Below are 14675 nucleotides of genomic sequence, written 5' to 3' on the forward strand. Positions count from 1 at the left end.
CGGGGTCACGGGCCGATTGCAAAAAGTCACCGCACGCCCCTCGTGGCGGCGATGTGTCGTACTCCACACTGGGTCCGGTGCCTGAGTCCTCGGAGCGCGGCCGATCCGTCCCCAACGGGTCCCACACCCCCGCGGTTCCGCTCATCGCGTACGGGACGGACAGCGGCGAGGCCGCCGACTCCGCCCCCGAAGCGCCGCTGCCGTACTCCTTGGCAGCGATCATCCTGGAGGTCGCCCCCGTGCAGACCCAGACCCTCACACAGACCGAGAACAGTGCGGACGACACGGCAGAACCGGACGCCGAGACCGAGGTGCTCGTCGCGGTGCCCCCGCAGAGCCGTGTCGTGCACCACCCCGAGGCGGAGCCGGACGCCCCGCCCGCCGAAGCGCTCGACGCCGTGGAGACCGAAACCGTCGAGCCGCCCGAACCACCCCGCGGCCGCACCACCGACACCGGCGGCCCCTCCTCGGACCTGTTCCGCCAGTACCTGCGCGAGATCGGCCGTATCCCGCTGCTCACCGCGGCCGAGGAGGTCGAACTCGCCCGCCGGGTCGAGGCCGGCCTGTTCGCCGAGGAGAAGCTGAGCAACACCCCTTCCCTGGACAGCCAGTTGGCGCTCGACCTGGACCGGCTGGTGGTGATGGGCCGGATGGCCAAGCGCCGCCTCATCGAGGCCAACCTGCGCCTGGTCGTCTCGGTCGCCAAACGGTACGTCGGCCGCGGCCTGACCATGCTCGACCTGGTCCAGGAGGGCAACCTCGGCCTCATCCGCGCGGTCGAGAAGTTCGACTACGCCCGCGGCTACAAGTTCTCGACCTACGCCACCTGGTGGATCCGCCAGGCCATGTCCCGGGCCCTCGCCGACCAGGCCCGCACGATCCGGGTCCCGGTCCATGTCGTCGAGCTGATCAACCGGGTCGTCCGGGTGCAGCGGCGGATGCTCCAGGAACGCGGGTACGAGCCGACGCCGGAGGAAGTGGCCGCGCATCTGGATCTCGCCCCGGAAAGGGTCAGTGAGGTCCTCCGGCTCGCCCAGGAACCGGTGTCGCTGCACGCTCCGGTGGGCGAGGAGGACGATGTCGCCCTCGGTGACCTCATCGAGGACGGGGACGCGGCCTCCCCTGTCGAGTCGGCTGCGTTCCTGCTGCTCAGGGAGCACCTGGAGGCTGTGCTGTCGACGCTCGGGGAGCGGGAGCGGAAGGTCGTGCAGCTGCGGTACGGGCTGGCCGACGGCCGTCCCCGCACGCTGGAGGAGATCGGGCGGATCTTCGGGGTGACCCGGGAGCGGATCCGCCAGATCGAGTCCAAGACGCTCAACAAGCTGCGTGACCACGCTTTTGCGGATCAGCTTCGGGGTTATCTGGACTGAGAAAGGGGTCGTCTCGCAACGACCCCTTTCCGCTAGTCGACCTCTGCCACCGCCTGCGCGAACTGGGCCCTGTACAGGCGCGCGTACGCCCCCGCCGCCTCCAACAGGTCCGTGTGGGTGCCCTGTTCGACGATCGAGCCGTTCTCCATCACCAGGATGGTGTCCGCGTCCCGGATCGTGGAGAGGCGGTGGGCGATCACGAACGACGTGCGCCCGTGGGCCAGTTTGGCCATCGCCTTCTGGATCAGGACCTCGGTGCGGGTGTCGACCGAGCTGGTCGCCTCGTCGAGGACCAGGATCACCGGGTCCGACAGGAACGCGCGGGCGATGGTGATGAGCTGCTTCTCGCCCGCGCTCACCCCGCTGCCCTCGTCGTCGATCACGGTGTCGTAGCCGTCGGGGAGCGTGCGGATGAACCGGTCCGCGTGCGCCGCCCTGGCCGCCTCCTCGATCTCGCCCCGGGTCACCTCGCGCGAGGCGCCGTACGCGATGTTCTCCGCGATCGTGCCGCCGAACAGCCAGGTGTCCTGGAGCACCATGCCGATCCCGGCGCGCAGTTCGTCGCGGGTCATCCGCGCGATGTCCACGCCGTCCAGGGTGATCCGGCCGCCCGAGACGTCGTAGAACCGCATCAGCAGGTTGACCAGGGTCGTCTTGCCGGCGCCGGTCGGGCCGACGATCGCGACGGTGTGCCCGGGTTCGACCTTCAGGGAGAGGTCCTCGATGAGCGGCTTCTCGGGGTCGTAGCGGAAGGAGACGTGCTCCAGGGCGACCCGCCCGCGCAGCTCCTCCGGCTTCTCGGCGGCCTCGGGATCCGCCTCCTGCTCCTCCGCGTCCAGGAGTTCGAAGACCCGCTCGGCGGAGGCGACGCCCGACTGCACGAGGTTCGCCATCGACGCGACCTGCGTCAGCGGCATCGAGAACTGGCGGGAGTACTGGATGAAGGCCTGCACGTCACCGATGGACAGCGCACCGGAGGCGACCCGCAGCCCGCCCACGACCGCCACCAGCACGTAGTTGATGTTCGACACGAACATCATCAGCGGCTGCATGACCCCGCTGTTGAACTGCGCCTTGAACCCCGCCTCGTACAGCGCCTCGTTCTGCTCGGCGAACTGCGCCGCCGACTCGTCCTGGCGGCCGAACACCTTCACCAGGGTGTGCCCGGTGTACATCTCCTCGATGTGGGCGTTGAGCTTGCCGGTGGTGCGCCACTGCTGCACGAAGTGCGGCTGCGAGCGCTTGCCCACGCGCGTGGCGACGACGAACGACAGCGGCACGGTGACCAGCGCGACCAGCGCCAGCAGCCAGGACACCCAGAACATCATCGCGAGCACACCGATGATGGTGAGCAGCGAGTTGATGAGCTGGCCCATCGACTGCTGGAGGGTCTGCCCGATGTTGTCGATGTCGTTGGTGGCCCGGGACAGCACCTCGCCGCGCTGGCGCTTGTCGAAGTACGACAGCGGCAGCCGCGACAGCTTCGTCTGGACGTCCTCGCGCATCCGGAACATCGTGCGGTTGACGGTCCGGTTGACCAGCCGCGTCGCCACCGCCATCAGCAGCCCGGCGATCAGGAACACCCCGACCGCGAGCAGCAGGACGTGCCCCACGGCGGTGAAGTCGATGCCCTTGCCGGGGGTGAAGTCGGTGCCGCGGAGCATGTCGGCGACCTGGCCCTCGCCGCGCTGCCGCATCCCCGCGAGGACTTCCTCCTTGCTCGCCCCGGCCGGCATCTGCCGTCCGATGATGCCCGCGAAGACCAGGTCGGTGGCCTGGCCGAGGATCTTCGGCCCGACCACGTTCAGGCCGACGCTGACCACCACGCAGGCCAGCATGGCGTAGAGGGTCAGCCGCTCCGGCTTGAACTGGGCGAGCAGCCGCCTGCCGGACACCTTGAAGTCCAGCGAGCGGTTCTCGGGGCCGCCGCCGGCCATCATGCGCCCCATGGGCCCGGCCATCAGGCAGCCTCCGCTTCCGTGAGCTGGGAGAGCACGATCTCCCGGTAGGTCTCGTTGTCCGCCATCAGCTCGCGATGGGTGCCGGTGCCGACGACCCGCCCCTCGTCGAGGACGACGATCCGGTCGGCGTCGCGGATGGTCGCCACCCGCTGGGCCACGATCACGACGGTCGCCTCCGAGGTCTCCTCGGCGAGCGCCGCCCTGAGGGCCGCGTCCGTCGCGTAGTCGAGGGCGGAGAAGGAGTCGTCGAAGAGGTAGATCTCCGGCCGCTGCACCAGCGTGCGCGCGATCGCGAGCCGCTGCCGCTGACCGCCGGAGACATTGGTGCCGCCCTGCGCGACGGGGGAGTCGAGCCCGTTCTCCAGCCGCTCGACGAAGTCCTTGGCCTGCGCCACCTCCAGCGCGTGCCACAACTCCTCGTCGGTGGCGTCCGGATTGCCGTAGCGCAGGTTGGTGGCGACCGTGCCCGCGAAGAGGTACGGCTTCTGCGGCACGAGCCCGACGGTCCTGGCGAGCAGCTTCGGGTCGATGGTCGACACGTCGGTGCCGTCGACGAGGACCTCGCCGTCGGTCGCGTCGAACAGCCGGGGGACCAGGCCCAGCAGCGTGGACTTGCCGCTGCCCGTCGACCCGATCACCGCGGTCACCTCGCCGGGCCGGGCCACCAGGTCGATCGCCCTGAGCACCGGCTCCTCGGCACCCGGATAGCGGAAGCCCGCCGCCCGGATCTCCAGATGCCCGTGCCGTCGCAGCTCGGTGACGGGCGCCGTCGGCGGGACCACGCTCGACGAGGTGTCCAGGACCTCCTGGATGCGCTCGGCGCACACCTCGGCGCGCGGCACCATCATGAACATGAAGGTGGCCATCATCACGGACATGACGATCTGCATCAGATAGGCCAGGAACGCGGTCAGGTCACCGATCTGCATCCCGCCGCTGTCGATCCGGTGGGCACCGAACCAGACCACCGCGATCGATGACAGGTTCACCGTCGTCATCACCACGGGGAACATCAGCGCGAGCAGGTTGCCGGTCTTGAGGGAGATCTCCGTCAGGTCGGTGTTCGCCTTCCGGAAGCGCTCCTCCTCGTAGGTGTCCCGCACGAAGGCCCGGATGACCCGGTTGCCGGTGATCTGCTCGCGCAGCACCCGGTTGACGGTGTCGAGGCGCACCTGCATGGACCGGAACAGCGGCCGCAGCCGCCGTACGATCAACGTCACGCAGATGCCCAGCGTCGGCACCACGGCCACCAGCACGGCGGACAGCGGCACGTCCAGGCCGAGCGCCAGCACGATGCCGCCCACGCACATGATGGGCGCCGACACCAGCAGGGTGAACGTCATCAGGGCCAGCATCTGGACCTGCTGCACGTCGTTGGTCGTACGGGTGATCAGCGTGGGCGCACCGAAGTGGCCCACCTCGCGCGCCGAGAACGACTGCACCCGGTCGAACACCGACGCCCGCAGGTCCCGGCCGAGCGCGGCCGCGGTCCGGGCGCCGTAGAACACGGCCCCGATGTTGCACACCACCTGCGCCAGCGAGATGCCGATCATGAGGGCGCCGTAGCCGAGGATGTAGCCGGTGTCCCCGTTCACCACGCCGTTGTCGATGATGTCGGCGTTGAGCGTGGGCAGGTAGAGGGTGGCGCAGGTCTGGAGGAACTGGAGCAGCACCAGGATGCTGATGGGTTTCTTGTAGGGCCTGAGATAGGTCCGTAGAAGTCGTATGAGCACGCTACGTCTCTCGGAGTCGGCGACGGGGCGGTTGGTTGCCCCTGGCCCCTATCGTCGGACACTCCACCCGCGTTACCTCAACCGATTAAGCCGACAGCAGTGCTTCTTGCGGCCTTACGGGTCCTCTCGCGCGCCGGACTCCTACCGGACTCTTACCTTCCGCGACTTGCCTGGCGGAACGCCCCCGGGCACGTCTGCGGGCCTCCGGGGTCTAGCGGAAGGCCCCGGGATACATCTGCTCCCGTACCGCCACGAACTGCTGCCGCACCGCCTGCCCCACCGCCAGTTCCTCACCCGGCTCCAGCACCTGCGCGGCCGGCCCCTGCCACATCGGCGGGGTGCGCGGGTCGAGGGTGCCCTGGGAGACGCCGAGGGCCCAGGCCGCCTGGCGGGCGGCACCGGTCGCCGCGTAGTCCGCCGGCTGCGGCACCACGACCTGCGCCCCGAACAGCGCGGGCGCGGCGGCCTGTACGGCGGACAGTTCGGCGGCGGCCCCCAGCAGGAAGACCCGCCGCACCTCGACACCCCGGCCGCGCAGCACGTCGAGCGCGTCGGCGAGCCCGCACAGCATGCCCTCGAACGCGGCCCGCGCCAGGTGCTCCGGCTTCATCGACTCCCGCCGGAGGCCGCTCAGCGTCCCCGCCGTGTGCGGCAGGTTCGGCGTCCGCTCACCTTCCAGATAGGGCAGCAGGACGAGTCCGTGGGAGCCGGGCGTCGACTTCATCGCCAGGTCGGACAGGCTCTCCAGGTCGCTCAGCCCGAGCATCTCGACGGCACCGCGCAGGGTCCGTACGGCGTTCAGGGTGGTGACGACGGGCAGGTGCATGCCGGTCGCGTCGGCCAGGGAGGTGATCATCCCGGTGTTGTCGACGAGGGCCTCGGGGTGCACGGCCATCACGGACCCGGAAGCGCCCAGCGAGACGACGGCGTCCCCGAGCCCGATCCCGAGCCCGAAGGCGGCGGCCATGGTCTCGCCGGTCCCGGCGGAGATCAGCAGCCCCTCCGGGGTCGTACCGGCCGCCTCCGCCGGGCCGATCACCTCGGGGAGCATCACCTGGTGGCCGAGAGCCAGCTCGACCAGGTCGGCACGGTAGGAGCCGGTGGCGGCGGACCAGTAGCCGGTGCCGGAGGCGCCCCCGCGGTCGGTGGTTCTCCTGACCGGCCTGCCGAGCAACTGCCAGACCAGCCAGTCGTGCGCCTGGAGCAGGACGGCGGTGCGCAGGGCGGCGTCGGGTTCGGTCTTGTTCAGCCAGCGCAGCTTGGTGACGGGCTGGGCGGCCTGCGGGACACACCCCACCGCCTGGGCCCACGCCTCGCGCCCGCCGAGCGCGTCGACGAGGTCGGCCGCGGCGACCTGGGCGCGCTTGTCGCCGCCGACCAGGGCCGGGCGGACGGTGTTGCCCTGGGCGTCGAGGGGCACCACGGCGTTCTGCTGGGCCGACACACCGATGGCCTGGACACCTTCGAGGAGACCCCCGCCGGCGGCCTCACCGAGGGAGAGCAGCCAGGCCTGGGGGTCGACGTCGGACGGCCGGCCCTCGACCGGGTGCGGCGCGTACCCCTGTTTGAGCACGGCTCCCGTGTCCGCGTCGCAGACCACGATGCGAGTGAATTCGGGCGAGCTGTCCAACCCGGCGACTATCCCCATGGCCGAATTCTATGGGCGTAGCGTCGCGGCCGGTGCGCGGCGACGGCGGCCGCGGAATCGTCCTGGCAGGTCGCGCCGTACGCCGCGCTCCGGGGTTGTTTTCGTCACCCTGTCGTTCACGTGCTGCCGGTGCCCCGTGGTCCGCCGTTCACGTGCTCCGGTGCTCCGTCGTTCAGGTGTTGCTGGTGCCCCAGTCGTCCTCCGGGGCGCCGTTGTGGTTGCGGTCCCGCAGGGAACGCACCCGCTGGGTCACCGACTCCGGGACCCGGTCGCCCACCTTGTCGCTGACCACGTGGTAGGCCTTGCCGGCGAACTGGCGGCCCTGCTGGGCTGCGGTCTCGGCGGTGTTGCGGACCGCGGGGTTCTGGGCGACCTGGCGTGCGGACTTCTTCAGCTGTTCGTAGCGCTCGCGTCCGGCACGGGTACCCAGCACGTACCCCAGTGTCAGTCCGACAACGAACGTGAGCTTGTAGCGCATGGTGGCCGCCCTCTCTCTCGCGTGGTCTCCGGTGCGACGTCGGTGCCGGGGGAACCGATTGGCGGAGCACCCCCCTGCTTGCGCTAATGTATGTGTCGCAGCGAGCGCCCGCCCCCTGGCGAATACCCAGGGAGGTACGTTCGATGCACCGAGGCGATCCTCCGTAGCTCAATTGGCAGAGCAGCCGGCTGTTAACCGGCAGGTTACTGGTTCGAGTCCAGTCGGGGGAGCTTCGATCTTCCGTAGCTCAATTGGCAGAGCAGCCGGCTGTTAACCGGCAGGTTACTGGTTCGAGTCCAGTCGGGAGAGCAGGGAAGCAGGAATTGAGGCAGGACGAAGGAGGACCCCGACGGGGTCCTTTTTCATGTGCGGGGGAACCGTGCAGGTCACGGCGGAGTCCTGAAGGGCATGCGAAGTCGCCCCTGCGGAGCAGGAGATCGTATGAGCGGCTATGCTGCGGCAGACGGCGCGCACACATGTACGCGACACGCCGCTATGGGGCGGTAGCTCAGCCGGTTAGAGCAGCGGACTCATAATCCGTCGGCCGTGGGTTCGAGTCCCACCCGCCCCACTGTGCAGCCTCCGAGCTGCGGAATCGTCTCATGGGGCGCGCGGATTCAGGGCTTTGGTGCAACGAGGCAGAATCCGCTGCTCGTGACTTCAAGTCTGTGGTCGTAGACGTTAGTTCGAATCGCTCTGGCCTGCTCCGATGTGATGGCTTGGGTGTTGGGCGCGCTTCGGTAGCCGACGTATTCGAGGGACTGGACGCACGATTCCGGACGCCGGCTGGACGCGAGGAATCGCAAGTGCCGACTGGTGATCTTCGAGTCGGGCCTCTGTCGGGGACGGTGCGTGGGTGCGGCGGTTCGCGAGAGGGGGCTGTGGCCGGGGTATGTGCCCGGATGACGGCCCGTACTGGCAACGGCCCAGCGTGCCCTTGCCTCCAGCCCGCCTCGCCACTCCCTGCGTGAGAAGAAACCCCTTCTCTTCACTTCTGAAGGCTCGTGAAGCTGGGTTGCCTCAAGTGCTGTGACCTGTGGTGATGTAGTGACTAAGGATGCGGCGAGCCGGGACGGAAGCATGTCTTGTCGGGTATCAGATTCTCTGAGAAGATAAGGTCATGAGGACGATGACCGCTACCGAAGCATCACGGAACTTCGCCTCCGTGCTGGACAGCGCGGAACGCGGGGAAACCATCGTGATCACCCGCGGAGGCAAGCGTCTGGCCGTGCTCGCTCCCGCGCCCAAGGCCACGGGGCGGGCTGTGAAGGACGCTCTCCTGCGTCATGTCGGCACGCTTGATGATGCCTTCGAGGACGACGTGACAGCCACCCGTGACCTGGTGACGCTGGACGATCCGTGGAGCGACTGATCCTGGACACCGGCGTGCTGATCGCGATCGAGCGCCGGAAGGTCTCCCCCAACCAGGCGCTGGCCGACGACGACGATCCGGCGATCGCCGCCATCACGGCGGCGGAACTGCTCCAGGGCGTGGAACTGGCGCACGACACCAACCGGGTCGCCCGCCAGTCCTTCGTCGACACCGTCCTCGCCACCATCCCGGTCGAGGAGTACACCGTGGACGTGGCCCGCGCGCACGCGCGGCTGCTCGCCCACGTCCGCAGAGCCGGCCAGCCCCGAGGCGCCCATGACCTGATCATCGCGGCCACCGCGCTGGCCACCGCGCGCACGGTGGTCACCCATGACAAGCGGGCCCGCTTCGACGACCTTCCCGGTGTTCGGGTACGTCAGTTGTGAACCGCTCCGGGTCTGATGGAGTGGTCTGCCCCGGTTCTGATGGAGTCGGGTTGCCGGACACTTGACGATCCAGCAGCCTTCGGAGGCCGTGCTGCCCCGCAGTTGTCCGCCCGAGTTCCGCCGCGGGGCTATCGATCTTGTCGAATCGGGGAGGAAGGCCGCAGCCATCCGCGTGATGGCCGGTGAGCACCTGCCGGTGCAACTGGCCCGCCGCGTGCTGCACGTCGCCGAGTCCCGGTACTACGCCTGGCAGGACCGTCCGTCGTCGAACCGCCCGTGCAGGCGGTTTTGGAGCGGGAGGTCAGCTGTGACGATCGTCCTCCGACAGGAACCGGGGGTTGAGGAACATCGGAGCGTAAACAGACACTGGGCCCGTCGGGCCCGGTAGGCGGCTGACGGGCCGTCGGTTGCCGGACCTGTTTGAAGTCGTTCCACGGATAGCGCCCTGCGGAAGCTTGGTTCGTCACCTGCGGTGACGTTCTCCGGGTCGTACGTGAAGCGGCCCTGTTGCCCGCGGCAGGGGATAGCGATGCCGGCGCCTTCCTCGACTTGCTCGGCAAGCCTCACATGGTCCGCAGCTACGCGACCGGCGTCGGCAAGACCGCCGAGCGGATCGGCGAGGCCCAGCCGCTGGCGTCGGTCGCGGACGACGAGATCGGCAAGGCCCTGGAACTGCTGTGGGGCACCGCCGCGGTCAATACGGGCAATGATCGACAAGGGTCGCCAAGATCCTCAAAGGGCTCATGATCCGTCGGCCGTGGGTTCGAGTCCCACCCGCCCCACCACTGGCTACGCGGGGAAAAGCCTCTGACCAGCAGTATTGCTGGTTACGGCGACGGTGTGAGGGGTCTGGCGACTCTTCGGTCATGCCACCTATGGGGTAGTTCATGCTGAGGTCGGGCGGGGCCCCGCTGGCTCGTCGCGTCGCGGGGGCGCTTCCCTCGGGTGGCCCGTTTGTGGTCGATGGCCGCGTCAATGTTGGTGATGTATCTTGGGTGCATACATTGTGGATGTTGGAGGTGTCCGATGTCCGTCACGCAGATTGATCTCGACGACGAGGCGCTGGCCGAAGCCATGCGGCTCATGGGTGCCACGACGAAGAAGGAGACCGTCAACGCGGCCCTTCGGGACTACGTGGCGCGGATCAAGCGGCTGGAGGCTGCGGAGAAGTTGGCCGCGCGGGGTGCGCGTGGTGAGTTCGAGCAGGCCGCGGCGGCGCACGACGCGGAGAAGCGTGCGCGACGCGAGGCCTTCGAGTGATCACGTATCTGGTGGACACCTCGGCTCTGTGGCACCTGTTTCGCACCCCAGGTGCGCTGTGTCCCTGGGAGGGACACATTGCCGCCGGGGTGTTCCACCTCTGCGAGCCGACACGTGCCGAATTTCTCTACTCGGCAACCAGCCCTGCCCACCGGGACGAGCTCGCGGAAGAGTTGGACGCGCTGTGCGCGCTCTCGCCCGTTCCGAAGAATGCCTGGCGTTGGGTCGACACCGCCCAGTACAAGCTGACTCAGCAAGGCCGGCATCGGGCGGCGGGACCGATCGACCTGTTGGTGTGCGCGACAGCTGTGCACCATGGGCACACTGTTCTCCATGTGGACAATGACTTCGTGACAGTGGCCGGCGTCCTCAAGGAAGTTCAACAGCGAGACGCGCGAGTCTGATCACCTGCGTGCCCGAGGTCGGCGGTTGGTGGAACACCGCACGGGGCTCTCTCCGAGTGATCCCCGCGTGCGCCGGGCCGACCTCTACGCTCTGACGATCGGAATCGGCGTCGGCGAGCTGTGCCCATGCGAGCCGGAAGCCGTGCGCGAGGTGTCCGGTGCGCTGCCTGGAACGGGACGGCCTCGTCACCCGCGGCGTCCCCCTCTTCCAGCAGGAGCACGTCCCGTCGTCGGCTCGACGTCGGATCTGGCGGCCGGCGCCGTACAGGTCAGCCCTCGTGCACACGGATGCCCTGGTGGCGCGGCCGCTGAGGTCCGGTTCGTGGCCGCCCGAGTCAGTGTTCGTCGAACGGTGGCTGCATACGTTTTCCTCCAGCACCCGCACCGTGAAGCGGGACGAACGAGGAGGCGGGCCCGTGAAGGAAAGCCAGTTGGACACGTGTGTGATCGGGGCGGGACCTGCCGGGCTGGCGGTCGCGCGGGCTCTGGCGGAGCGAGGGCTGCCGTACACGCATCTCGAGCGGCACACCGGGCCCGGCGGTATCTGGGACATCGACAATCCCGGAAGCCCGATGTACGAGTCGGCCCACTTCATCTCCAGCAGGACCCTGTCGGGATTCGGCGGCTTCCCGATGCCCGGCCACTTCGCGGACTACCCGCCGCACCGGCAGATCCTCTCGTACCTGCGGTCCTTCGCCGATGCCTACGGGCTGACGGACCGCATCGAGTTCGGCGTCGAGGTCGGACGCGTCGAGAAGAACGCGGACGGCACCTGGACGGTCACCCGGTCCGACGGCCGGGAGAGCGTGCACGGGCAGGTCGTGGTGTGCACGGGCTCGCAGTGGCACCCCAACGTCCCCGAGCTGCCGGGGGAGTTCAGCGGGGAGGTCCGGCACACCGTCGGCTATCGCAGCGCGGAGGAGCTGAGGGGCAAGCGGGTCCTGGTCGTGGGGGCGGGGAACTCCGGATGTGACATCGCGTGCGATGCGGCACGGACCGCGGACCACGCGGTGATCAGCATGCGGCGCGGGTACTGGTTCATCCCCAAGCACCTGTTCGGCCGGCCGGTGGACACCATCGCCGACAGCGGGCCGCACCTGCCGATGTGGCTGGCGCAGCGGGTCTTCGGCGCCCTTCTGCGGGTCCTCAACGGCGATCCGACGCGGCTGGGGCTGCAGAAGCCGGACCACAAGCTGTTCGAGACCCATCCGGCCATCAACTCGATGCTGATCCACCACCTCCAGCACGGGGACATCACGGCCAAGCCCGGGATCGCCCGTACCGAGGGCCGGACCGTGCACTTCACCGACGGCACGAGCGACGACTTCGATCTCGTCCTGCTGGCCACCGGGTACGTCCACAAAGTGCCGGTCGCGCAGCAGTACTTCGGCGACGAGCAGCACCCGGACCTCTACCTGTCGTCGTTCTCGCGCGAGCACCAGGGCCTGTTCGGCGTCGGCTTCGTGGAGACCAACTCCGGTGCGTACCAGCTCTTCGACGCCCAGGCGCAGATGATCGCCGCATACCTCCACGACGTGCGGCACCGGCCGCCGAACGCGGAGCGGTTCGCCCGCATGATCCGCGCCGACCGCCCGGATCTGTCCGGCGGGCTGAAGTTCGTCGCATCGCCCCGCCACACCGGCTACGTCGAGAGCGGGGCCTTCGTGAAGTACCTGGCCAAGGTCGCGGGGGAGATGGGCTGGCGCACCGAGGGCCGGGCGCCGTCGACGACACGGTCCCCGCGACGCGCGGAGGCGAGGGCATGAGCGGGTTCGACTTCACCGACAAGGTCATGCTGGTCACCGGCGGCGCGGGTGGTATCGGCAGTGAAATGTGCCGCCGCTTCGCCGTCGGCGGCGCCCGGGTCGTCGTCGTCGACATCGACGAGACCCGGGCCGAGAAGGTCGCCGCCGGGCTTCCGGGTGCCGGACACCGGGGGATCGGCTGTGACCTGATGGACCGCGCCCAGGTGGAGCGGCTGTTCGAGCTGGTCGCCGATGACTACGGGTGCCTCGATGTCCTCGTCAACAACGTCGGTATGACCAGCGCCGAACGCTTCGACGTCCGCAGCGTCGAGAGCATCGAGCGGGAGATCACCCTCAACCTGACCTCCCCGCTGATCACGACCAGGATCGCGATCCCCCTGCTGCAGGCCTCGCCGGACGCCCGGGTGGTCACCACCGTCTCCCTGGGCGGGATCTTCCCCCTCGGCGAGACTCCGATCTACACGGCTTCCAAGTTCGGGCTGCGCGGCGCGATGCTCGCCATCGGGCTCGACCTCAGCAGCAAGGGCATCCTGGCCGGCTCGGTGCTGCCGTCGGCGACCGACACCCGGATGCTGCGTCAGGAGGCCGTGGACGGCGGGAACTCCATGCAGTTCCAGGATCCCCCGCAGCAGCCCGCCGACGTCGTGGCGGCCGTGGTGAGCCTGCTGGACAAGCCCCGCCTGGAGGCCTATCCCCGGACCGGTGAGTCCCGTCTGGTGCGGTTCGCGATGCTCGCACCGAACCTGCTGCCCAAGGTCTTCCCGCTGTTCCGCAAGCGCGGTGATCGCGGCATGGCCCGCTATCTGGAGGAACTCCGCAGCCGCGGACTGGCCCGCCGGACCGACGGCCGCTGGGAGCTGGTGGAGGAGGCATGACCACGAACGGGATGCTGCATGTCGTCAACCCCGCCACCGGGGAGCCGGTCACCACCCTGCCCGCCGCGAGCGCCGACGACGTCGCCAAGGCCGCCGAGCGGGCCCGGCAGGTCCGGGACGCGGGGGTGTGGGCGCGGCTGCCGGCCCGCGAACGCAGTGCCGTGCTGGTGCGGCTGGCCGGCCTGATGGAACGCGACGCCGAGATCCTCGCCCGTCTGGACAGTGAGGACGCGGGCAAGCCGATCACGGAGTGCCGTACGGGCGACGTTCCGGGCGCGATCGAGTCGGTCCGCTGGTTCGCCGAGGCGGCCGACAAGGTCTTCGGCCGTGTCGCGCCGAGCGGCCCGGACGGGCTGGGTCTCATGATCCGCGAGCCGGTCGGGGTGGTCGCGGCGATCCTGCCGTGGAACTACCCGCTGGCCATGACCGCGTGGAAGGTCGGGCCCGCCCTGGCCGCGGGCAACTGTCTGCTGGTCAAGCCGGCCGAGGCGACCCCGCGTTCGGCCCTGCACCTGGCCACGCTCGCCGCCGAGGCGGGACTGCCGGACGGGGTGCTCACCGTCCTGCCCGGGTACGGCCGCGAGGCCGGGGCGGCCCTCGCCCGTGATCCTCTTGTGGGGGCGCTCTCCTTCACCGGGTCCACCGCGACCGGCCGCCGCATCCTCAAGGACGCCGCCGAGAGCAACTTCAAGCGGGTCTCACTGGAGATGGGCGGCAAGAGCCCCCAGGTGCTGATGGCCGATGCGCTCGACTACGGGGACGAGCTGATCGACAACATGATCGAGGCCGCGTTCCTGACGACGGGGCAGAACTGCACGGCCGGCTCGCGTGTGCTGGTCCACCGCGACATCGCACAGGAGGTCCTGGAGCGGTTCACGGCCGCGGCGGGAGAACTCGTCATCGGTGATCCGGCCGACCCGCGCACGCAGCTGGGTCCGCTGATCAACCGTGCCGCCTTCGACCGGGTCGCGGGAGCCGTGGACGCGGCCAGGGCGGGTGGGGCCCGGATCCACACCGGGGGACTGCCCCACGGGCTGCCTCCGCGCGGCGCCTACTATCCGCCCACCGTGATCACCGGCGCTCCCGACGGCAGCGACGTCCTTGTAAGGGAACTGTTCGGCCCCGTCGTCACCGTTCAGACCTTCGCCTCGGAGGACGAGGCGGTACGCATGGCCAACGCCACCGAGTACGGGCTCGCCGCGTCCGTCTGGACCCGGGACCTCGACAGCGCGCTTCGGCTGGCACGCGGCATCGAGGCCGGTGTGATCTCCGTGAACGCCTACAGCGAGGGCGACATCACCACGCCCTTCGGCGGCTGGAAGCAGTCCGGATTCGGCGGTGCGGAGAAGTCCACCGACGCCTTCGACCAGTGGACCCGGGAGAAGACGGTCTGGATCCGCACCCGCTGACCCGGGGCCTCTC

Annotated in this window: 12 protein-coding genes, 3 tRNA genes and 1 pseudogene; 12 read left to right on the forward strand and 4 right to left on the reverse strand. The window is 69.3% G+C overall.

Features of this window, described 5'->3' with window-relative positions:
- Window positions 1–77: 77 nt before the first annotated feature.
- Complete coding sequence (locus H295_RS0115920) at window positions 78–1370, forward strand: RNA polymerase sigma factor (protein WP_028809407.1); 1293 nt, start codon at window positions 78–80, stop codon at window positions 1368–1370.
- 32 nt (window positions 1371–1402) lie between these two features.
- Here H295_RS0115920 and H295_RS0115925 read toward each other — a convergent pair whose 3' ends face one another.
- From H295_RS0115925 to H295_RS0115940, 4 genes are all read right to left on the reverse strand, one after another.
- The gene (locus H295_RS0115925; protein WP_020136329.1) at window positions 1403–3331 is read right to left on the reverse strand and encodes an ABC transporter ATP-binding protein; all 1929 of its coding nucleotides are present in this window, start codon (window positions 3329–3331) and stop codon (window positions 1403–1405) included.
- Window positions 3331–5064, reverse strand: a complete 1734-nt coding sequence (locus H295_RS0115930) for an ABC transporter ATP-binding protein (protein WP_020136330.1) — start codon at window positions 5062–5064, stop codon at window positions 3331–3333. The genes H295_RS0115925 and H295_RS0115930 overlap by 1 nt, the downstream gene beginning before the upstream one ends.
- A 211-nt stretch (window positions 5065–5275) precedes the next feature.
- The gene (locus tag H295_RS0115935) at window positions 5276–6712 is read right to left on the reverse strand and encodes an FGGY family carbohydrate kinase (RefSeq protein WP_028809408.1); all 1437 of its coding nucleotides are present in this window, start codon (window positions 6710–6712) and stop codon (window positions 5276–5278) included.
- A gap of 172 nt (window positions 6713–6884) precedes the next feature.
- The gene (locus tag H295_RS0115940) at window positions 6885–7190 is read right to left on the reverse strand and encodes a hypothetical protein (RefSeq protein WP_020136332.1); all 306 of its coding nucleotides are present in this window, start codon (window positions 7188–7190) and stop codon (window positions 6885–6887) included.
- A gap of 157 nt (window positions 7191–7347) precedes the next feature.
- On the opposite strand from H295_RS0115940, the gene H295_RS0115945 reads away from it, so the two are divergent.
- The 11 genes and pseudogenes from H295_RS0115945 (at window position 7348) to H295_RS43275 (ending at window position 14662) form a co-directional block, all read left to right on the forward strand.
- Window positions 7348–7420: transfer RNA gene (locus H295_RS0115945), tRNA-Asn, on the forward strand.
- A gap of 6 nt (window positions 7421–7426) precedes the next feature.
- A tRNA-Asn gene (locus tag H295_RS0115950) sits at window positions 7427–7499 on the forward strand.
- Between the two features lie 188 nt (window positions 7500–7687).
- Window positions 7688–7761, forward strand: a tRNA-Ile gene (locus H295_RS0115955).
- A 549-nt stretch (window positions 7762–8310) separates the two neighbouring features.
- Window positions 8311–8562: a type II toxin-antitoxin system Phd/YefM family antitoxin gene (locus H295_RS0115960; protein ID WP_028809409.1), complete on the forward strand. Its 252-nt coding sequence runs from the start codon at window positions 8311–8313 to the stop codon at window positions 8560–8562.
- Window positions 8550–8948, forward strand: coding sequence for a PIN domain-containing protein (locus tag H295_RS0115965; protein ID WP_020136334.1), 399 nt, complete (start codon window positions 8550–8552; stop codon window positions 8946–8948). The genes H295_RS0115960 and H295_RS0115965 overlap by 13 nt, the downstream gene beginning before the upstream one ends.
- Before the next feature lie 567 nt (window positions 8949–9515).
- Window positions 9516–9689, forward strand: a pseudogene (locus H295_RS0115970) (site-specific integrase); the annotation flags it as partial.
- Between the two features lie 285 nt (window positions 9690–9974).
- Window positions 9975–10208: a type II toxin-antitoxin system VapB family antitoxin gene (locus tag H295_RS0115975; RefSeq protein ID WP_020136336.1), complete on the forward strand. Its 234-nt coding sequence runs from the start codon at window positions 9975–9977 to the stop codon at window positions 10206–10208.
- On the forward strand, window positions 10205–10612 hold the full coding sequence (locus tag H295_RS0115980; protein ID WP_020136337.1) for a PIN domain nuclease: 408 nt from the start codon (window positions 10205–10207) through the stop codon (window positions 10610–10612). The genes H295_RS0115975 and H295_RS0115980 overlap by 4 nt, the downstream gene beginning before the upstream one ends.
- A 416-nt stretch (window positions 10613–11028) precedes the next feature.
- Window positions 11029–12378 (forward strand): flavin-containing monooxygenase, encoded by a 1350-nt coding sequence (locus tag H295_RS0115985; protein WP_020136338.1) that lies wholly within the window; start codon window positions 11029–11031, stop codon window positions 12376–12378.
- Window positions 12375–13253, forward strand: a complete 879-nt coding sequence (locus H295_RS0115990; protein ID WP_020136339.1) for an SDR family NAD(P)-dependent oxidoreductase — start codon at window positions 12375–12377, stop codon at window positions 13251–13253. Before H295_RS0115985 ends, H295_RS0115990 begins: the two co-directional genes overlap by 4 nt.
- Window positions 13250–14662, forward strand: a complete 1413-nt coding sequence (locus H295_RS43275; RefSeq protein ID WP_020136340.1) for an aldehyde dehydrogenase family protein — start codon at window positions 13250–13252, stop codon at window positions 14660–14662. The genes H295_RS0115990 and H295_RS43275 overlap by 4 nt, the downstream gene beginning before the upstream one ends.
- Window positions 14663–14675: the final 13 nt, after the last annotated feature.

This window comes from Streptomyces sp. 351MFTsu5.1, from assembly GCF_000383655.1.
Classification (GTDB): Bacteria; Actinomycetota; Actinomycetes; order Streptomycetales; family Streptomycetaceae; genus Streptomyces; species Streptomyces griseorubiginosus.

Bases quoted from the DNA above. Each gene is read 5' to 3' on its own strand.
- H295_RS43275 (WP_020136340.1), top strand. From the start codon at position 13,250: ATGACCACGAACGGGATGCTGCATGTCGTCAACCCCGCCACCGGGGAG.
- H295_RS0115935 (WP_028809408.1), bottom strand. From the start codon at position 6,712: ATGGGGATAGTCGCCGGGTTGGACAGCTCGCCCGAATTCACTCGCATC.
- H295_RS0115990 (WP_020136339.1), top strand. From the start codon at position 12,375: ATGAGCGGGTTCGACTTCACCGACAAGGTCATGCTGGTCACCGGCGGC.
- H295_RS0115975 (WP_020136336.1), top strand. From the start codon at position 9,975: ATGTCCGTCACGCAGATTGATCTCGACGACGAGGCGCTGGCCGAAGCC.
- H295_RS0115940 (WP_020136332.1), bottom strand. From the start codon at position 7,190: ATGCGCTACAAGCTCACGTTCGTTGTCGGACTGACACTGGGGTACGTG.
- H295_RS0115960 (WP_028809409.1), top strand. From the start codon at position 8,311: ATGAGGACGATGACCGCTACCGAAGCATCACGGAACTTCGCCTCCGTG.
- H295_RS0115925 (WP_020136329.1), bottom strand. From the start codon at position 3,331: ATGGCCGGGCCCATGGGGCGCATGATGGCCGGCGGCGGCCCCGAGAAC.